Annotated in this window: 14 protein-coding genes; 11 read left to right on the plus strand and 3 right to left on the minus strand. The window is 59.4% G+C overall.

Annotation, left to right across the window (positions count from 1 at the left end):
* The first annotated feature begins 34 nt into the window (after positions 1 to 34).
* From HDF15_RS01745 to HDF15_RS01790, 10 genes are all read left to right on the plus strand, one after another.
* On the plus strand, positions 35 to 1,345 hold the full coding sequence (locus tag HDF15_RS01745; RefSeq protein ID WP_184252537.1) for a mandelate racemase/muconate lactonizing enzyme family protein: 1,311 nt from the start codon (positions 35 to 37) through the stop codon (positions 1,343 to 1,345).
* Positions 1,342 to 1,788, plus strand: coding sequence for a hypothetical protein (locus HDF15_RS01750; RefSeq protein WP_184252538.1), 447 nt, complete (start codon positions 1,342 to 1,344; stop codon positions 1,786 to 1,788). Before HDF15_RS01745 ends, HDF15_RS01750 begins: the two co-directional genes overlap by 4 nt.
* The gene (locus tag HDF15_RS01755; protein ID WP_184252539.1) at positions 1,785 to 3,074 is read left to right on the plus strand and encodes a S9 family peptidase; all 1,290 of its coding nucleotides are present in this window, start codon (positions 1,785 to 1,787) and stop codon (positions 3,072 to 3,074) included. The genes HDF15_RS01750 and HDF15_RS01755 overlap by 4 nt, the downstream gene beginning before the upstream one ends.
* On the plus strand, positions 3,071 to 3,925 hold the full coding sequence (locus tag HDF15_RS01760; protein WP_184252540.1) for a 2,3,4,5-tetrahydropyridine-2,6-dicarboxylate N-succinyltransferase: 855 nt from the start codon (positions 3,071 to 3,073) through the stop codon (positions 3,923 to 3,925). The genes HDF15_RS01755 and HDF15_RS01760 overlap by 4 nt, the downstream gene beginning before the upstream one ends.
* A 187-nt stretch (positions 3,926 to 4,112) precedes the next feature.
* Entirely contained in the window at positions 4,113 to 4,409 is a 297-nt protein-coding gene (locus tag HDF15_RS01765; RefSeq protein ID WP_184252541.1) for a BrnT family toxin, read from the plus strand.
* The gene (locus HDF15_RS01770) at positions 4,387 to 4,674 is read left to right on the plus strand and encodes a hypothetical protein (RefSeq protein ID WP_184252542.1); all 288 of its coding nucleotides are present in this window, start codon (positions 4,387 to 4,389) and stop codon (positions 4,672 to 4,674) included. Before HDF15_RS01765 ends, HDF15_RS01770 begins: the two co-directional genes overlap by 23 nt.
* A gap of 69 nt (positions 4,675 to 4,743) precedes the next feature.
* Positions 4,744 to 4,932 (plus strand): hypothetical protein, encoded by a 189-nt coding sequence (locus HDF15_RS01775; protein WP_014266864.1) that lies wholly within the window; start codon positions 4,744 to 4,746, stop codon positions 4,930 to 4,932.
* 66 nt (positions 4,933 to 4,998) lie between these two features.
* Entirely contained in the window at positions 4,999 to 6,660 is a 1,662-nt protein-coding gene (locus HDF15_RS01780) for a ribonuclease J (protein ID WP_014266865.1), read from the plus strand.
* A gap of 152 nt (positions 6,661 to 6,812) precedes the next feature.
* Positions 6,813 to 7,301 (plus strand): DUF3617 family protein, encoded by a 489-nt coding sequence (locus tag HDF15_RS01785; RefSeq protein WP_184252543.1) that lies wholly within the window; start codon positions 6,813 to 6,815, stop codon positions 7,299 to 7,301.
* A 963-nt stretch (positions 7,302 to 8,264) separates the two neighbouring features.
* Entirely contained in the window at positions 8,265 to 11,978 is a 3,714-nt protein-coding gene (locus tag HDF15_RS01790) for a carboxypeptidase-like regulatory domain-containing protein (protein WP_184252544.1), read from the plus strand.
* Between the two features lie 436 nt (positions 11,979 to 12,414).
* Here HDF15_RS01790 and HDF15_RS26155 read toward each other — a convergent pair whose 3' ends face one another.
* From HDF15_RS26155 to HDF15_RS01805, 3 genes are all read right to left on the minus strand, one after another.
* On the minus strand, positions 12,415 to 12,966 hold the full coding sequence (locus HDF15_RS26155; RefSeq protein WP_184252545.1) for a DUF2059 domain-containing protein: 552 nt from the start codon (positions 12,964 to 12,966) through the stop codon (positions 12,415 to 12,417).
* A gap of 3 nt (positions 12,967 to 12,969) precedes the next feature.
* Positions 12,970 to 15,201 carry an OPT family oligopeptide transporter gene (locus HDF15_RS01800; RefSeq protein ID WP_184252546.1) on the minus strand — a complete coding sequence of 744 codons (2,232 nt, stop codon included), beginning with the start codon at positions 15,199 to 15,201 and terminating at the stop codon, positions 12,970 to 12,972.
* 88 nt (positions 15,202 to 15,289) lie between these two features.
* Entirely contained in the window at positions 15,290 to 16,198 is a 909-nt protein-coding gene (locus HDF15_RS01805) for a tetratricopeptide repeat protein (protein ID WP_184252547.1), read from the minus strand.
* A 499-nt stretch (positions 16,199 to 16,697) separates the two neighbouring features.
* Between HDF15_RS01805 and HDF15_RS01810 the strand changes: the two genes are divergently transcribed.
* Positions 16,698 to 19,487 (plus strand): carbohydrate-binding protein, encoded by a 2,790-nt coding sequence (locus tag HDF15_RS01810; protein ID WP_184252548.1) that lies wholly within the window; start codon positions 16,698 to 16,700, stop codon positions 19,485 to 19,487.

Below are 19,487 nucleotides of genomic sequence, written 5' to 3' on the forward strand. Positions count from 1 at the left end.
CTGTCTGACAGGTATTGTTATGCCGAGGTTTTTCATGCACGCCACACGCCGCGAAGTCTTCAAGTCCAGCCTGGCCGCCGCTGCTGCCGCAGTGCTTCCCAATCCCAAGCCACACGGCACCCACCGCGCCGTAACGCCCTCCGAGCTGCAGGCCAACTACGCCAAGTGCGACGCCGCGGCAGCCTTACCGGTCTTCAAGCGCGAGCTCTTCCCCGAACCCGTTCTCATCGACACCATCGAGCTCCTGCACTACAAGAAGAGCTGGCTCTGCCGCGTCCGCTCCAAGGACGGCGCCGAAGGCCTCTCCATCTCCAACTCGCAGCAGATGGAGGTGCTCTATCCCCTCTTCGTCCAGCGCATCGCGCCCTACTTCCTCGGCCGGGACGCCCGCGATCTCGAAGCCCTGATGGAAGAGGTCACGGTCTACGAGAGCAACTACAAGGCCACCGGACTCGCCATCTTCGTCCCCATGGCAACGCTCGAGTTCGCCATCCTCGATATGTTCGGCAAGATGTCCAAGCGCTCCATCGGCCTGCTCATCTCGGACAAGATCTACAACCCGAAGATCAACGTCTACCAGGCCAACGGTGAACGCTACATCACGCCCGAGCTCACGATCGAGCATCTGCAGCGCGATGTCGCCATCTCCAAGGCCAAGGCGATCAAGTTCAAGCTCGGCGGCCGCATGTCGCACGCGGAGACGCCCGCCGGTCGCAGTGAAAAACTCATCCCGCTCGTACGCAAGACCTTCGGCGACCAGATGGTGATCTCCGCCGACGCCAACGGCTCCTACACCGCCGCCGAAGCCATTCCCATCGGCAGGCTGATGCAGGAGTACAAGTACGCCTTCTACGAAGAGCCCGTCCCCTTTGACTGGTACGAAGACCTCAAGACCGTCGCGGACGCGCTCGACATCCCCATGGCGCTCGGCGAACAGGAGCCCTCCACTCATAACTTCCGCTGGGTGCTCGCAAATAACTCTGTCGGCATCGTCCAGCAGGATATGTTCTACTTCGGCGGCATGATCCGCTGCATGCGCGTTGCGCGGATGGCCGCGGCGCTGGGCAAGCAGTGCATCCCGCACATCTCGTCCACGGGCCTCGGTTACCTGTACATGATGCACTTCGTCTCGGCGATCCCGAACTCCGGCCCGTACCACGAGTTCAAGGAGTTCAATAACGACCTGCCTTACACCTGCGCCACCAGCACCCTGCGTTCGGACGACAACGGAGCCATCACCGTCCCTACCAGTCCGGGCGTCGGCGTCGAGATCGATCCCGCCTACATTGCCAAGCACGAGGTCATGAAGGCCGTCCGTCCGGCAAACTTCAAGGACGCCGTATGATGCTCCTCGCGCCCCTGCTTCTCATCGCAGCCGCCATGGGGCAGGCTGTTGCTCCCGCGCCGAAGCCTGATGTCGTGATCTGGCCGCATGGCGTCTCGCCACTCGGCATCAAGCACAAGGACAACTTCGGCAACCATGGCCTCTCCATCACGGTCCACGACAAGAGCGGCATCGCCGAGGTCCACCAGGCCACTGCCGACATCATGATCGTGCAGAGCGGCGAAGCGACGCTCGTCTACGGAGGCGAGGTCATCGACGCGCACACCACCTCGCCCAACGAAGTTCGCGGCACCGGCATTCGCAACGGCACCTCCGTGCACATCGTGGCTGGCGACGTCATCCACTTCCCTGCCGGCATGCCCCATCAATGGCTCCTCGAACCCGGCAAGCAGATCACCTACCTCGCCGTTCACGTCGAAGAACCTACCGCCGTCAAGCCATGAAGCTCATCACCACAACGCTCCTTCTCGCCGCGGCTCTCGCCACTCATGCGCAAAGCACCACGCCTGCGCAACTGGAACAGTGGCGTGAGCAGTCCATACGAACACTCTTCATCGATTCGCCGTTGCCCACGCTCAGCCCCAAAAACTTCGGCAGCTTCGTTGCAGCATCCGGCGTTCGTGTGGAACACATCACCTTCGGCACGCAATACGGCATGCGCGTGCCGGCCATCGTCTACGCTCCCGAACACCCCAAAGGCCAAGTCCCGGCGCTCGTCGTGGTCAACGGCCACGGTGGCGATAAGAGCTCCTGGTACGCCGTCTACACCGGACTGCTCTATGCCAGTGCGGGTGCGGTCGTCGTGACCTACGATCCCATCGGCGAGTTCGAACGCACTCCCTCGCGCGGCTCCGAGGTCGGCGAGCACGACAAGCCTATCCCCGGCCTCGACCATCCTGAACGCGTCGGCGGCCTCATGATCGAAGATGCAATGCAAGCCGTGCACTACGCTGCCTCACGGCACGAGGTCGACCCTAAACGCATCGCGCTGCTCGGCTACTCGATGGGCTCGTTCCACGCGTCACTGGCAGCGGCGCTGGCCGGGCCGCAACTCCCGCGCATCCGAGCGCTGGTGCTCTCCGGTGGTGGTGACCTCGACGGCAACGGCGGCTCCTGGGACTCCAGCACCAAGATCAACTGCCAGGGAGGCCCCTATCGCGCGCTCAGCTTCATGCCCGACAAGGGCGTGGACCTCTACGCCCTGCGCTCCCGCTCCGGTCCCACGCTCGTCCTCAACGGAACCGTGGACTCGCTGGTCGCCCGTCCCAACCACTTCGAGCCCTTCTTCAACGACCTTCGCAGTCGCATCGCTACTCTGACCGGTTCGCAAAACAATCTTCCCGAGACCCTCTGGTTTCCCGGGGTTGGCCACCGCCCCAGTTGGATGACGCGGCCCGCCGCCCTCTGGCTCAACTACCAACTGCACTTCCCCAACTGGACCGACACCCAGATCGAAGCCTTCCCCACCCTTCGCGCGGCGGACTGGGTCGCAAAGACCGGCGTCCGCATCTCCCACGGCTACCGGGTCGAGCAGAAAGAGGGCGGAATCCTCGCGCTCGATCTCCAGCTCCCGGGCCTCACCCGCGAGCAACTGCAGGCCGTACCCGAAGCTGTCTGGCAGAAGGACCGCAGCCGCTACACGCTCGAAGGCTGGACGTCCCGGGCGCTCGCCGCGGACCATGCGGGGGAATCCACCGCCGCGTCCTCGGTACAATCGCAGCATCCATGAACTCTGCGAACCCGCTCGAACAAACCATTGAAAAGTTCTTTGCCGAAGGCCCTGCGGCCATCGGCAACACTGAAGCTCTCGACGCCTTCCTCCAGCTCCGTGAAGGCCTGGAAGCGGGCACTCTCCGCTCCGCCGAACCTGACGCCTCGCAGCCCACGGGCTGGCGCGTCAATGCCTGGGTCAAGCGCGGCATCCTGCTCGGCTTCCGGCTGGGCCATCTGGTCTCCGTCGGCGAGGACCCTGTCCTGTCCTGTGTCGACAAACACACCTACCCCACGCGCCGCTTTACGCCGGAGCAGAACATCCGTATCGTGACCGGCGGCAGCGCCGTTCGCGCCGGAGCGTATCTCGCCTCGGGAGTCGTCGTTGTCCCGCCCGCCTACATCAACACCGGCGCCTTCGTCGACGAAGGCACCATGGTCGACTCGCACGCACTGGTCGGCTCCTGCGCGCAGATCGGCAAGCGTGTGCACCTCTCGGCCGCAGCGCAGATCGGTGGAGTGCTCGAACCCGTGAACGCCTCGCCCGTCATCATCGAAGACGACGCACTCATCGGCGGCAACACCGGCGTCTACGAAGGCACCATCGTCCGTTCGCGCGCAGTGCTCGCCGCCGGAGTCATCCTCACCCGCGGCACACCGGTCTACGACCTGCCCAACAACACCATCCTCAAAGCCACCGCCGAGACGCCCCTGATCATCCCCTCGGGCGCCGTCGTCGTCGCCGGTTCGCGAGCCATTCAGAGCGGCCCCGGCAAAGAACTCGGCCTCAGCGTCTACACCCCCATTATCGTGAAGTACCGCGATGAGAAGACCGACCTGTCGACGGCGCTTGAAGATTTGTTGCGGTAGCTTTTTGACTCGTAGCTACGAAGTAACTACGATTTAGAAGTGCAATGTTTTCGTACGTTCGTGTTTATCCGAACCAGTAGGTTGAAGGTTCGAACTCTTCTGGAGCACAAAGCTGGATAAACACGAAGTACACCCAAAGCTGTACTTCGTTCGTGCCACGATCAAAAAACTAATAAAGGCACATTGAATGTTTGATTGGGATGAAGCGAACATTACTCACATTGCAGAACACGACGTATTACCGTCGGAGGCAGAAGAGGTAATTGCAAATAGCCCTTTAGATCTTGGCTATTCATCTCATAACGATGAGACAAGATATCGCGAGGTTGGAGAAACACTGGCTGGCCGCATTCTCGTAGTCGTCAGTACTTTGCGCAATGGGCTAACTCGCGTTGTGACTGCTTATCCGCCGAGCCGTGCATTGCGTCTCACGTATCTGGAATACAAGGAGTTCGAGCAAAATGGAGAAGAGAATCCTTCCTGAATTCAAATCCGAAGCCGAAGAGGCAAAGTGGTGGTTTGAGAATCAGGATGAACTCGATAAGGATTTTGCCAAGGCTGCTGCAGAAGGCCGCCTTGGTCGCGGCACGGCTGCGCGTGTTGGAGGGATTCCGACCACAACTATCCGTCTCGACCCCGTAGATATCGAAATGGCCCGCAAACAAGCGGAGCAGCGCGGTCTAAAGTATCAAACCTATCTCAAGATGATCCTTCACGATGCTCTAACTCGCGAGGCCAAAGCCTCCTAGTCGCAATCGCTCTGGGAACCTGCCGCATCCCCTCTGCGTACTCACTGAAGAAAGGAGTTCGTCCCCTCCATGAAACTGCTTCTCTTCTGCCTTCTCCTCGTCATCTGCTGGCCCGCCGCGCTGCTTGCGCTGATCCTCTACCCCTTCATCTGGCTGGTGCTTCTGCCCTTCCGTCTTGTCGGAATCGCGGTCAGCGGCGTCTTCGAACTGATCTCCGCGATCTTCACGCTTCCGGCCCGCGTTCTTCGTGCGATCTAGCGTAAAACCCGCTAATCGCCTGCCCTGTGCGTCTAACGGCCATTTACTGCGCTAGACTGAAAGTCCATGGCTTTAGAAAAACTGCAAATGATCCCCCTCGGCGGACTCGGCGAGTTCGGCATGAACTGCCTGGCTCTCCGATTCGGCGACGATATCCTCGTCATCGACGCCGGCCTGATGTTCCCTGAAGAAGAGCTGCTGGGCGTCGACATCGTCGTCCCTGACATCAGCTACCTCATCGAAAACCGTTCCATGGTCCGCGGCATCGTGCTCACCCACGGCCACGAGGACCACATCGGCGGCCTTCCCTGGATTCTGTCGGAGCTCAACGTTCCGGTCTACGGCACCGAGTTCACGCTCGCCTATGTCGAAGGCAAGCTCGACGAGCACCGCCTCCTCGACGACGCCGAGCTCATCGAGATCCTCCCCGGCAAGCGCTTCACCCTCGGGCCATTCAGCGTCATGCCCATCCGGGTAACGCACTCGCTCGTCGATTGCGTCTCTCTCGCGATCCATACGCCTGTCGGCATCGTGCTGCACACCGGCGACTTCAAGATCGATCTCTCCTCGCCGGACGGCCACCCCTTCGATCTGCAGGCCTTCGCCGACCTCGGCAAACAGGGCGTGCTTGCCCTGTTGCAGGACTCCACCAACGTCGACCGCCCCGGCTTCACGCCCGGCGAAAAGGCTGTGATCCCGCGCCTCGACGACATCTTTGCCGCAACCAAGAAGAAGATCTTCTTCTCCTGCTTCTCGTCGTCGATCCACCGCATCAAGATCGCCATGGAGCTCGCACACAAGCATGGCCGCAAGGTCGCGCTCGTCGGCCGCTCCATCGACAACTCGACAGAGATCGCGCAGGACCTCGGCTACATCGATCCGCCGCAGGGCCTCATCATCCACCCCGGCCAGATTCGCGACTTCGCTCCGGACAAACTCTGCATCCTCATCTCCGGCACCCAGGGCGAGCCCATGTCCGCGCTCTCGCGCGCGGCGGTGGACAACCACAAGTTCGCGAAGATCGATCCAGGCGACACTGTCCTGCTCAGCTCCCGCATCATCCCCGGCAACGAGAAGGGCATCTACCGCGTCATCGACCATCTCGAGCGCCGCGATGCCCGCGTGATCCATGACGACGGCACCAACGGTCTGATTCACGTCTCCGGCCACGGCTCGCAGGAAGAGCTCCGCCTGATGATCAACCTCGTCAAGCCGAAGTTCTTCATCCCCGTGCACGGCGACTACCGTCACCTCAAGCGCCACGTCGAGCTAGCCCTTTCGACCGGTGTCCCCGAGAAGGTCATCCTGCTCGAAGACGGCGATGTGCTCACGCTCGATAAGGACTCCGCGCAGAAGACCGGCAAGGTCACCACCGGCCGCGTCTGCATCGACAACAACTCCACCGCCGACGTCGTCGAAGACACCGTCATCCGCGACCGCAAGCATCTCGGCGAAGACGGCCTCTTCCTGCCGATCATCGCGATCAACAAGCGCACAGGTGCCATCGAAGGTCAGCCTGAGATCACCACGCGCGGCTTCGCAGCCGATGATCCCGATCTACTCCGCAATGCACGCGATATCGTCGTGCGCACCCTGGAGCAGTCCAGCGAAGAAGAGCGCCGCGACTATGGCGTGATGAAAGACAAGATCCGCGGCGACCTCAAGCGCTTCATCCAGAAGAACGCCAATCGCCGTCCGCTGATCATGCCCATCATCCTGGAACTGTAATACTGGAGCTGTAACCCCTACCCGGATGCTTTTGTTCTTCTCTCTGTCGGACTGACAGAGAGAAGAACAAAAGAAATCATTCCCACAATGCAAGAGTTCACGGAGCAGGGTTATCCTACTCGCGTGCTACTGCGCCCTGGTGGAAATCCTTCATGCTCAAGCCCCGACTTGCCATCCTTGTCTCCGTTTGCCTCTTGTCCGCAGCAACCTGCCTCTGGGCGACGACGCGGAAGGCCGGTCTGTGGGAACTGACCACGACCATGACCTGGCAGCAGTCTCCGCTTCCCGCTGGCATCATCCCTCCCGGCGGAGAGCCGCACACCACGCTGGTCTGCCTGACCCAGCAGCAGCTGGATAAATACGGTTCCGTCCTCCCCCAGGTAGCCGGTTGCCAGATATCGAATGTCGTCGCCAAAGCGAATAGCGTGACGGCGGATATGGTCTGCTCCGGCAAGATGAGCGGTAAGGGAACCCTGGAGTCCTCCTGGAGCGACGACAGCCATGCCACGGGCACGGTCCACTTCCTCGGATCGATTCAAGTCGGCGCAGACAGTAAGACCATCGAGTGGACCAACCACTCGTCCTCGGTCTTCAAAAGTGCCGACTGCGGTGCGGTAAAGCCCACCCCTCCGGCTCAATAGAGCAGCCTTTCTTTCTGTTCGCAGATCGTATCTAACCAATCGACGACTACGCTTTTGTTGTTGTCTCTGAGATAGGCCCGGGCTTTAGCCCTGGGACGAGCTTTCTCCTCCTTGGCATTTCTGCTTGCGGAGAGGAGAGCCTATCCCAGGGGCTAAGTAGTGTCTGACAAATCGAAGATAGTAGTTTAGGGCGAAACCAAGCTCGCTACGCGCATAGCTTTTATTTTGGGTCTCCCCACAGAAGCGTCATCCTGAGCGGAGCGTCCCGGCTTTTGGGGACGCGTCCGTTCGACTACGCTCAGGACCGAAGGACCCCGAAGGTTGACCTCTTGCCTATGCCCTTTGGAGCTTTTCTACCTCGAGCGTTCGAGCCTGGACTTTCGTGCTGGAAAAGGTTCCGGCCTCCTGGGTGAGATCAAGTCCTTCGGGGTCCTTCGACTCCGCACCTCGCAAAAAACGCGAGGCGCTACGCTCAGGATGACGTCTCTGTAGAGGAACAAAATATCTGATTCGTTGTTGTCCCCGATTCGTCAGACACGACCTAAAGCCCTATCTATCGGCCGCCCAGTCATGTCCGGGCTAAAGCCCGAACCTATCTCACAAGCACCAGCGAAGATAAAGCTGGTATCTCGCATTGCCATGAGGTCTTCAGGCAACCCGTTGCGCCCATAAAAACTCTATCGAAGTGAAACAGCCATGAACGTTCCCATTTCTTCGCTGAGGGATAACCGTCTGTTTTGCGGATGATTGCCTACAAATAACCATATTTTGCGCAATTCCATGCTCGGAACATGCCCAAATATGAATTTAACGAAAATGGCATGTATATTGCATGTTAACGATCATCCCAGGTGGGCTGTTCTTCTTCTGAAGAGACGGCAATCCAGCTCACTGGACCCACACTCACAACGATTTCTGCCAGTGTTACGAGTTTTGTCCACCCATACCTTCTTAAGGAGCTCCATGCGTCGAAGCTTTATAGGATCCGTACTCCTGTTCATACTTTTTGCAGTGCCCGCAATCATCTATGCGCAGACAACTGCCTCAGTAAATGGTACCGTTACCGACCCGTCGGATGCAGTCATTCCCGGTGCCACGGTTGTTCTCTCCAAGGCTTCGACCGGTGTTCGCTACGAGGTCAAGTCGGATTCGGCTGGCTCCTATCACTTCGCGAGCGTTCCCCCGGGCCCCGGGTATTCGTTGGAGTTCAGCGCTCCGGGCTTCTCCCCGTTCAAGATCAACGATATCTATGTAAACGTTGCAAACTCTCGTACGCAGAACGCAAAGCTGACTGTCGGCATCTCGACGGTGGAAGTGCAGGTCACCGATTCATCAGACGTGACGCTCAACACGACCGACGCCAGCATCGGCAACAACTTCCAGGTATCGAAGTTGCAGGATCTGCCCGTGTATGACCGCAGCACGCCAAGCGTGCTCTTTAGCCTGCAGCCCGGCATTACTTCAAGCGGTGCCACCACCGGCGCACGCACCGACCAAAACAATGTTACGGTCGACGGCCTGGACGTAAACGATGTTTCCAACGGCACCTTCGCCTCAATCACGGGCAACGCCCCGGTCGACTCGATCCAGGAGTTCCGCGGTACCACCGGCGGTTTCACCGCGGACAATGGTCCGGGCGGTGGCGGTCAGTTCCAACTCATCACCCGCAGCGGCTCGAACCAGTGGCACGGCAACATCAATGAGTATCATCGAGACAACTCCACCACGGCGAATAACTGGTTCGATGCCAATGAGGGTGTTCCTCAGCCGGAGCTGGTCCAAAACCAGTTCGGCGGTGCCGTGGGCGGCCCGATCCTGCACGATAAGCTTTTCTTCTTCTTCAATTTTCTGGACTCGCGCATCGCGCAGCAGGCAACGGTAGAGCGTACGGTTCCTCTTCCCTCCTTAGCTGCGGGCACCATCTCCTACATCAACAACAATACGGACTGCACTGACTCTTCTCGACAGAACACCGCCGCGAACTGCATCTCTTCTCTTACCCCTGCCCAGGTGCAGCAGATCGATCCGGCCCATGTGGGAGAAAGTCCGCAGATCCTTGCCCTCTTCCAAAACCGCTATCCGGCACCAAACGATCTGAGCCACGGCGACGGAGTGAACACTGCAGGCTTCCGTTTTAATTCGCCGGAGCCCGACAATCTAACGAACTACACTGGGCGCGTTGACTATGCCTTTACCCCGCAGATCAAGTTCTTCGGTATCGGCAACGTCACTCGTCAAAACGCGGTACAGTCAAACGGCTTGCAGCAGTTCCCTGGCGATCCTCCGTCACAGCAGTTCGTCGACCGCAGCTATAGGTATGCAGCCGGCATGGACTGGGAGATTAGCCAATCGAAGTTCAACCAGCTCACCTATGGAAGCACCGTGCAGGACTTTGACGACTCGCGACCCTCAAATGTCGAGGGGCTTTACCACGTCGATTTTTTCAATGGTTTCACTCCCACGCTTGTGGACGATCCTTACTCCAACCCCTCGGGCGCGACTTCTCGTCACGTGATCATCTCGCAGGTGAATGACAACTTTACCTGGACCCTCGGACGTCACCAGCTGCAGCTGGGCGGCTACTTCAAGTGGATTCACTTCATGAACAGCACCACGAGTGGCTACGACACCTATAACATCGGTCTCGGCGGCCACCTCAGTGGCATTCCTCAGCTTGAACCGAAGAACATTCTGCCGGCGGATAGTACGGCATCGGAGGATTTCGACAACGCCTTTGTCTCTTCACTGGGACGTCTTGCGAGCACCGCAGGCACCTTCAACTATGACGTCAACGGCAACGCACTGGCGCAACCTTCTTCCTCCATTCGCAAATGGGTCGACTACCAGACACAGTCCTATATCAGCGATAGCTGGAAGATCACCCCGCAAGTCACCATCAATGCCGGCTTGAACTACCAGTTCTTTACGGTGCCCTATGAGAGCCAGGGTCTTGAAACCATCCAGACCACGGGCTTCGACCAGTACTTTGATGCTCGCCTGAAGCAGAGTGCGGCCGGCATCTCGGGCAACAACGCGGTGCCGTTTATTACCTACGTGCTAGGCGGCAAAAAGAACAACGGCCCGGGGTTCTACAAGTCAAACTTGCTGGACTTCGCTCCGCACGTGGCCTTCGCGTATACACCTGGCTTCGATCCATCCACTGTCTTCAACGCCAGCGCGAGCCTCGTCTATGACCGCACCGTCATCAACGCGATTCTGAATCAGCAGATTGAGTACTCCTATCTGTTCCAACAGAACGTCACCAATCAGAATGGCAATGTTAACGACCCAACCGGCTCCGTCGCCAACGACCCGCGCATCGCTTCTGCACCGACCGTAGCGGCCCCCCCTACCCCCAAGGCTCCCTTTCAACCCTGGGTCACCAACGGTGTTACCAATGGCCTGCAAGGAGGCCAATTCAACACCACGGTCGATCCCAACCTCAAGACGCCGTATTCCATCCTGCTCAGCTTTGGCATGCAGCACCAGTTCAAGGGTTCTACCGTGCTCAAGGTCAATTATGTCGGTCGCCTTGGCCGCAGGCTACTGGCGCAGGGCGACGCCGCACAGCTGATCGACTTCCCCGATGCCGCATCGGGCCAGACGATGAACCAGGCCATGCAGAACATCGAGCGTGAAGTTCGTGCCGGAATGAGCGAGAAAAACCTGCCCGCGGAGCCCTGGTTCGAACATCAGCTCGCCAGCAACTTTAAGAGCAGCGGGTCGACAATCTACCCTAATAACACCTCGGCTGCCGTTGCCTCCAATACAAATCTGGTCAGGGTTGGCGACTTCGGCGATTTCATCCAGGCGCTCTCTCCCTACCTGCAGCCCAACGTGGGTATGTCCGCCCAGTTTGGCGAAAATACCTTTTTCACGAATAAGGGCTTCTCCAGCTACAACGGTCTGCTCGTCACACTGCAGAAGAACCTGAGCCACGGTCTGCAGTTCGACGTGAACTATACCTGGTCGCACTCCATTGACAACACGTCAGAGGTCGCGAACGACGGTGCCGGTGACGGATACGGGTTTATCTGCGATCTCGTGCACCCGCGCGCGTGCCGTGGCAACTCTGACTTTGACACGACACATTACATCACCAGCGACGTTACCTACGCGCTGCCCTTCGGTCGCGGACGCAGCATCGGCGCTACTCTGCCGCGGTTTGCCGATGAACTGATCGGTGGCTGGAGTGTGAGTGGTATTCCTTCCTGGCACAGCGGACAGGCATGGTCACCGCTCTCGAATGCCTTCGTCGCCGGCTTCGCAAACGATGCGCCGGCTATCTTCAATGGCGATAAGAACGCCATTAAACGTGGCATTCACAAGGGAGAGGATGGCTCGCCGAATGTCTTTGCTGATCCCACTGCAGCAGTGAATGCGTTCTCCGGGCCGCTCGGGCTTAGCATAGGAAGCCGCAACATCCTTCGTGGCCCCGAGTTCTTCAACATGGATGCAGGGCTGGCTAAGACCTTCGCGATCCTCCCGTCCAGGAACATCAATTTCAAGTTCCGTGCTGACGCCTTCAATGTCTTGAATCATCCCAACTTTGACGATCTTGACTATGGAAGCTATAGCGGGCAAACCACCATCACCGCTACGAGCAACTTCGGTCAGCTCACCGCAACCAACGGAAACCCTCGCGTGCTGCAGCTTTCAGGCCGCATCGAATTCTAACCAGCTGTTCGGAAGCTGAAACACAGCCTGTATCTCACTCCCAACGGAGTGAGATACAGGCCTTTTTTTTGTCAGTGAGATCGCGATGGAATAAAACAAATGACAGTTTGCTAAGCCAACAGAGCAATCCTTGCGCCGACCTATCTTACGAGGGTATCGAAGCAGGACATCCATGAAGGTTTGCCTTCAATCAATGGATACCGTTCAGGACCAGGGGACGTGGAGTCGAAGGACCCCGAGGGTTGACCTCTTGCCTATGCCCTTTGGAGCTTTTCTACCCCGAGCGCTCGAGCCTGAACTCTCGTGCTGGAAAAGGTCCCGGCATCCTGGGTGAGATCAAGTCCTTCGGGGTCCTTCGGTCCTGAGCGTAGTCGAACGGACGCGCAGGATGACGTTCCTGTGGGGGAACAAAATACGTGATTCGGCGTTCACACGCCTAGTTTTTCGCGGCGGGGCTACTCGACTTTGGAGTGGCAGCATCCATCTGCTTCACCATGTCATCCATCAAGGCTTTTATCTTTGGCTGGACATCGACCATGCGCGACTGTGTAAGCTGCATCGCAGAAGACATCAGTTGCGGCATCTTGTTCAGCACAGCCTGTCCCGTCGGAGATTTATAGAACGCGACCATTCCGTCGATCTCTTCTTCTGTAAAGTTCTGCGCATAAAGAGTTACGAACTGCGGCTCCATGGCCTTCCAGCCCATGCTGTCGATCACGATCTGCAAGGCCTTCGCCTGATAATCCGTCTCTATCTTCTTCTGCTCCGGCGTCATCGAATCGGCCCCGGGCTGCTGCATCGCCTGCTCGGTCTGCCCCTTTATCGCCTCCAGCATCTGGTCCATCATGCGATCCATGTGCATGACGCTGACGAGCTCTTCCACCTTCGCACGCTTGGATGCCTCATCGGCACGCGCACAGGGGGCCACGGCCAGGGCCAGCACCAGGGCTGCAACCCAGCGCTGCATCGAACTCTTCTTGATTCTCACGATTTACTGCTCCTTATTTCCCAGCGGTTTGCGTGCGAAGTAGTAGAGGCTGAAAGCCAGCAGCGCAAACGCCACGCAACTGACCCAGTCCCTGTAGAGCGGATTGGTCGTGCTGAAATGCGGCGTCGGACGATGCGTCACAAACTCTTCCAACAGCTTCAGCCCCACACCGGCCAGACCCATAATGCCACCGGCCGCAATCAGTCCTGAGGCCAGCAGGCTTCCGGACGAGACCTCATTCTCGGCTTCGCTCTTCTCCCCTTCGCCGGCCTTCGCCGCCGCCCGATCCACCAGCCAGCGCACGACGCCGCCACAGAAGATCGCCAGCGTAGTGCCGATGGAAAGATACGCTCCCACGGCAAAGGTAAGCGACCGTATTCCGAGCAATTCGATGCCTATGACCAGGGCCACTCCCAGCAGCACCAGGCTCCACGGCAGCTTACGGCTCAGGATGCCGTTGATGACCGTCGCCATCAGACGTCCCTGGGGCGCCGCAACCTCCTCGCTCCCGATGCCCTGTACCCACTGGATCTCAATCTGCTTCGTCGCGGGATTGTAGAGATACTTGCCATCCTCCAGCGTCGACGACCCGATGGAGTTGAGCAACTCATACTGCTTGCCGTTCGAAACGGAGCCACCCGTTCCCTTCGCCTTCGATCCCCACGGCGTCAGGCTGAAGGTATCGCGCTTGAAGGCTCCCTGGTCCTGCACGCCATCCGGCAGTGTAGCCAACGTCATGGCACGCGGCTGCGGCAGCTTCTGGAAGCTCTCGAATCCATTATTCATCGCGGTAAGCGTCGGGCCAATGGCGAAGACCGAGACGATCACCCCTACCATCACCGCAAGCTGCTGCTTCCAGGGAGTCGCGCCGATCAGATAACCCGTCTTCAAATCCTGGGATGTATCGCCCGCGTTCGAAGCGGCAACGCACACCATGCCGCCGATCGTAATCGCCAGCGCGCCAAACGCCGGAGCCGTCCACCCTTTCACCAGGAAGATCGCAGCCGTAGCCATCAGGGTAGCAATCGTCATGCCCGACACCGGACTCGCGCTTGACCCCACGATGCCCACAATGCGCGCGCTCACCGTCACAAACAGGAAGCCGAACACGATCACCAGCAGCGAGGCCGCAATATTCGCCAGCCAACCCACCTGGGCTCCGGGAACGGGCTTGAACTGAAGGAACAGAAACATCAACACGATCAACAGAACGCTGCCGCCGACCACCACACTCATCGGCATGTCGCGTTCCGTACGGCTTTCCGTCTCTACCTCCGCAGTCTTGCTCTTCCCCATCTTCGCGAAACCGGAGGTCAGAGCCCCGAGGATCGTCGGCGCCGTGCGCAGCAATGTAATCAGACCGCTCGCCGCCACCGCACCCGCGCCCATGGGCCGCACATAGGTCTTCCACAAATCACTGGGGCTCATCATGCTGATCGGCACGGTGCCCGGATATAGAGGTCCACTCAGGTGCTTGCCGAAGAAGACGATCGCGGGCATCAGCACCAACCAGGAAAAGACGCCGCCCGCCAGCATAATGGCCGACACACGAATCCCGATGATGTACCCCACGCCCAGGTACTCCGGCGTAACGTCCGCGCGGAGTGCCGCACCCTTTAAAATCTGCTGCCCGTTGGGATCGAAGTTCGGTTGATAGTTAGGGGTGCCTGGAAACAGCCCCAACAGGTTCTCATTCTGGAAGAGCGTATAGAGCCCACCCAATCCCAGCCCCAGAAACACCCGGCTGGCGAACGACCCGCCGCGCTCTCCTGCCTGCAACACGTCCGCGCAGGCGGTGCCCTCGGGATAGACCAGCGTTCCATGCTCCTCGACGATCAACTGCCGCCGCAGTGGGATCATGAACAGTACGCCCAGCCAGCCGCCAAACAGCGCCAGCGCGAAGATGCGTGAGGCCTCCAGGTCGAACCCCAGGAAGATCAGCGCCGGAAGCGTAAAGATCACGCCCGAGGCGATCGACTGACCGGCATTGCCGGTCGTCTGCACAATATTGTTTTCCAGAATCGACGCCCTGCCGAAGACCCGCAGGATCGAGATCGACAGCACCGAAATCGGGATACTCGCCGCCACGGTCAGACCGGCCCGCAGGCCGACATAAACAGTGACCGCGCCAAAGATGACGCCAAAGATCGAACCGAGCAGCAACGCCCGGAATGACAGCTCCTTCCGATTTTCAGAAGCGGGCACAAAGGGGCGGAAGGTTGAGGGTACAGCCATCAGACAGGGTCTCCCAAAGGTAAAACAGAGTTAGCAGCGTTGGATGGGAGTGTATCAGCGTGGCTTGACTGCTTGCTTGGACGAGCAGCTACCCGGCGATCTTCAGCGTCCGTCCATGCCGGCAGACGATCGCCAGCCGTTCCGAGCCCAGAATCTTCTTGGCCTGTCCACGGGCATGGCTGGCCCAGGGACCGGAGGGGTCCAGCCGGACATACGTTGTCCAATGCCGCAACGCCCGCCGCGGCTCCTTGACCCGTTCATAGGCCAGCGCGAGGTTGTAGTGCGCGTCGGCATACTGGGGCACGAGTTCCACGGCTCGCTCGTAGGCTGTAATAGCCTCGGCCAGGCGCTGCTGCTCATCCAGCACATTGCCAAGGTCGAAGAAAGCCAGCGCGTACTCGGGATCAGCTTCGGTCGCCCGGCGGTAGAAGGCCTCTGCCGCCTCATAGTCGCGCGCGTTGTAGCGGATGGTGCCCAGGTTGATCGCCGCCGCCGCATGGTTTGGCTGCATCTCAAGAATCGTCTCGTAGAGCACCTTGGCATCGCCCAGCGTCTCGCCGCGCTCTTCCAGACGCACCGCGCGCAGAAACATATCCTGTACTTCATTGGAAAGCCGCGAAGGCGCCTGTCCGTTTGCGCGGACGATAAGCATCCCCGCACAGGGAGTCAGCTCAAAATCGAACGCCATCTGGCGCGTCACGGGATTGACCAGCGCTCCCCACTGCCGGAATGCTACCCCCGATCCTGAGCGTACCGCCGCAAACTCCTGCAGAGGATTGGCCATACCGGCGACCTTCTGCATCGCGTCCACCGACCGCCGGATACTCTTCACGGAGATGCGGGTTGCGGTCAGATCGCGCAGCTTGCGCAACTGTACGAGTTCGTCAAAAGAGTAATTGTCTGAAGAGGCCACCAGTCCGGCGCGCTCCCAGGTGGCAAGCTGGCGGGCTGGTAAGCGGAGGATGCGCAGAACGTCTTCTCGGCAGTATCGGCTCACGGCGCTCGTCTCTCGGTACAAGGCTGCCGCCCCACGCGGCTAGACTCTGATGCGAGTATGCGGGCCAACCCTCCGTCATTCAAGGGGGTTGTGAGGCTATACAGAAGATTTCAGTGGATATCTAGAACCAAAACAGGTTCAGGAGGGCAAAAAGTGGAGCCGGCGAGCGAACTTGAACCGCTGACCTGCTCATTACGCAACGGCCGGGTCTTGCCTAAGTTGTTGTGGCGTATAGAACATGACAGGTGGTTTTAAGGTGTTTGCGCGAGAGAACCTCTGCATCGAGTTTGCGGACCTGAACGCAGCTAAACGGTTCGTCGAGTCCGTGGCTCGCCTTCGCCTCAATCCGTGGCTGCAAGAAGCTCGCTTTGTTCCTCGTCGATCAGAGGATTCAGAGCGTCGGGTATCAGCATCTCCAACAGGTTCTCGGCTAAATTGACACCCCCAATTTTCGTGTGATATCTAATGGTCCGCTTCCGAAACCAGAAAGGGTTCCATCATGAGCGCACCCTCCCTAACTCCCAAGACAATCGATTTTCTTGTAAAACCGACTCTTCTCGCCTTCCTTCTCTCCGTCACGCTCCTGCCCGCACATGCGCAGGTCGTCAGCGTCGTCCAAACCACGCCCGATCAGACCTCGCTCCTCGCTCCGCAACCCTCCCTCACCTTCACCCCCGGAACGGCCAGCCAGCTCGCCATCGACGTCGATGACACCATCCACTTTCAGCAGCTCGAAGGCGTCGGCGGCACCTTCAACGACTCCGGCGCCTGGCTCGTCCAGAACAAACTCACAGTCGCCCAGCGCACTGCGCTGATGAAGGATCTCTTCAGCGAAGACGGCATTCACCTCAGCTTCCTCCGTCAGCCCATGGGCTCCACAGACCTCTCGCTCAGCAGCTTCACCTACGACGACCTCGCCGCCAACGACACCGACCCTCACATGCAGCACTTCTCCATCGACCACGACAAGGCCTACATTCTTCCCACCCTGCGCGAGGCCATCGCCGCCAATCCCAGGATGAAAGTCATGGCTCTCCCCTGGTCGCCTCCGGCATGGATGAAGGACGGCGGCACGCTCGACGGCGGTTCGTTCAACACCGCCAATTTCGCTGCACTCTCCCTCTACTTCACCAGGTTCATCCAGGCCTACGAGACCAATGGCGTCCCCATCAACTACGTCGCCGTTCAAAATGAGCCTCTCAACCAGACAACCGGCTACTCCTCCATGTTCATGAACCCCACCGACGAGGGCCGCTTCATCGCCGAGTACATGGGTCCTGCTCTTCGCAACATGCACTTCCGCAACCAGAACTGGAACTTCATCGGTCAGAACGCAGACCCCAATGACGCGACCCCCGGCATCCTGGGCTACGAACACAACTGGGACAACCCCAAATATCCCGCAGTCCTCCTTAATAACGTTGAGGCCCGCCAATATCTGGCCGGCATCTCCTTCCACTGCTATGCGGGTAACGTAGCCGACGCGCAAAATGCCATTCACGATCTCTACCCCGACACCCCCATTTACTTCACCGAGTGCACCGGAGGCACCTTCGCACCCGACTTCGCCACCAACCTCGGCAACGACGTCGAAGGCCAGATCATCAACGTCCTCCGCAACTGGGGCAAGACCGTCACCATGTGGAACATGGATCTCGACCAGAACAGTGGCCCCACCGTCGAGCACGGCTGCAACGACTGCCGCGGCATCGTCACCATCGACACCAGCACCACCCCCTCCACCGTCTCCCGCAACGTCGAGTACTACGCCCTCGGCCACCTCTCGAAGTTCGTTCAGACCGGTGCCTATCGCATCCAGTCGAACTCCTTCGGCAGCGGCAACGTCGAAGATGTAGCCTTCAAGAACCCCGACGGCTCCGTCGCCGTCCTTGTCTACAACGCCGCATCCACTCCCAGCCAATTCAGCCTCAACTGGCACGGCAAGACGGCCAGCTACGCTCTCCCCGCCAAAGCCGTCGCCACCTTCACCTGGGCCGGATACCAGGGCAACACCTTCGACGTCACCGCCGGTCCCGACACACATACAGTCGCTCCTGGCGAAGGCACTCTCTTCTCCGTCAACGTCAACCACTACGGCTTTGATCTTTCCCCGGTCAAACTCGATCTCAAGGGACTACCTTCCGGGGCCTTCGGCGCGGTCGGCCAGCTTCCCTTCGCTCCCAACGCCCTCCTTCCCATCATCACCACGAAGGACGCGCAAAGCGGCACCTATCCCCTCACCATCACCGGCCGTCAGGGCGGCGTCGAGCGGTCCTCCACGGTTCAACTCACCATCGGCGGGCAGGAGACGCCCTTCGGCGGAACTCCCTGGGCGCTTCCCGGCCTCGTCCAGGCTGAAAACTTCGATGACGGCGGCAACTACGTCGGCTACTTCAACCTCGACACCACCGACCAGGGCAACGCCCCGTCTTATCGTGCGCCCGCAACTGTCGGCGTCGAGCAGACTGGCGACACCGGCGGCGGCTTCGACGTCGGCTTTACCAAGGAAGGCGAGTGGCTTCGTTACACAGTCAACGTCACCCAGGCCGGCATCTACAACCTTCAGGCGCGCGTAGCCTCCTCCGGTCCCGGCGGCTACTACCACGTCTCGTTCGACGGAGAGAACGCCACGGGTAATCTCTTCGTGCCTCAAACCAACGCCTTCCAGACCTACACCACCATGGTCTCGCCCAGCTTCCAGCTCCAGCCGGGCAAGCACATCATGCAGGTCACCCTCGACGGCAACGGGCCCTCCGGCGGTATGGGCAACTTCAACTGGTTCGCTGTAAATCCTCCCACAGCCAGCGCACCGTTCGGAGGCACTCCAGCCACCATCCCGGGCATGATCCAGGCCGAGAACTTCGATACCGGCGGTAAATCCATCGGCTACTGGAATGGCGCCACCACAAACGCAGGCGGAGCCAACTACCGTCCGGGCGAGACAGTCTCCATCGAAACGTCTACCGACACCGGCGGCGGATTCGACGTAGGCTCTACCAACCCCGGCGACTGGCTCAACTACTCGGTCAACATCGCCAGTGCAGGAACATACACCCTGCACGTCCGCGTCGCCTCTGACGTAGGCGGAGGAGTCTTCCACCTGGCTTGCGACGGCCAACGCATCACTCCGGCCCTATCCGTCCCGCAAACCAACGGCTGGCAGACATGGCAGACGCTCGATGTTCCCAACGTCAAGCTACCCGAGGGCGCACACACGCTCCAACTCATCATGGACACCGGCGGCTTCTTCAACACCGTCGCGAACTTCAACTGGTTCTCCCTCAACTAG

The sequence above is a fragment of the Granulicella mallensis genome, from assembly GCF_014203225.1.
GTDB classification, from domain to species: domain Bacteria; phylum Acidobacteriota; class Terriglobia; order Terriglobales; family Acidobacteriaceae; genus Granulicella; species Granulicella mallensis_A.

Bases quoted from the DNA above. Each gene is read 5' to 3' on its own strand.
- HDF15_RS01780 (WP_014266865.1), top strand. From the start codon at position 4,999: ATGGCTTTAGAAAAACTGCAAATGATCCCCCTCGGCGGACTCGGCGAG.
- HDF15_RS01810 (WP_184252548.1), top strand. From the start codon at position 16,698: ATGAGCGCACCCTCCCTAACTCCCAAGACAATCGATTTTCTTGTAAAA.
- HDF15_RS01785 (WP_184252543.1), top strand. From the start codon at position 6,813: ATGCTCAAGCCCCGACTTGCCATCCTTGTCTCCGTTTGCCTCTTGTCC.
- HDF15_RS01765 (WP_184252541.1), top strand. From the start codon at position 4,113: ATGTTTGATTGGGATGAAGCGAACATTACTCACATTGCAGAACACGAC.
- HDF15_RS01750 (WP_184252538.1), top strand. From the start codon at position 1,342: ATGATGCTCCTCGCGCCCCTGCTTCTCATCGCAGCCGCCATGGGGCAG.
- HDF15_RS01760 (WP_184252540.1), top strand. From the start codon at position 3,071: ATGAACTCTGCGAACCCGCTCGAACAAACCATTGAAAAGTTCTTTGCC.
- HDF15_RS01790 (WP_184252544.1), top strand. From the start codon at position 8,265: ATGCGTCGAAGCTTTATAGGATCCGTACTCCTGTTCATACTTTTTGCA.
- HDF15_RS01770 (WP_184252542.1), top strand. From the start codon at position 4,387: ATGGAGAAGAGAATCCTTCCTGAATTCAAATCCGAAGCCGAAGAGGCA.
- HDF15_RS01755 (WP_184252539.1), top strand. From the start codon at position 1,785: ATGAAGCTCATCACCACAACGCTCCTTCTCGCCGCGGCTCTCGCCACT.
- HDF15_RS01745 (WP_184252537.1), top strand. From the start codon at position 35: ATGCACGCCACACGCCGCGAAGTCTTCAAGTCCAGCCTGGCCGCCGCT.
- HDF15_RS01775 (WP_014266864.1), top strand. From the start codon at position 4,744: ATGAAACTGCTTCTCTTCTGCCTTCTCCTCGTCATCTGCTGGCCCGCC.
- HDF15_RS01800 (WP_184252546.1), bottom strand. From the start codon at position 15,201: ATGGCTGTACCCTCAACCTTCCGCCCCTTTGTGCCCGCTTCTGAAAAT.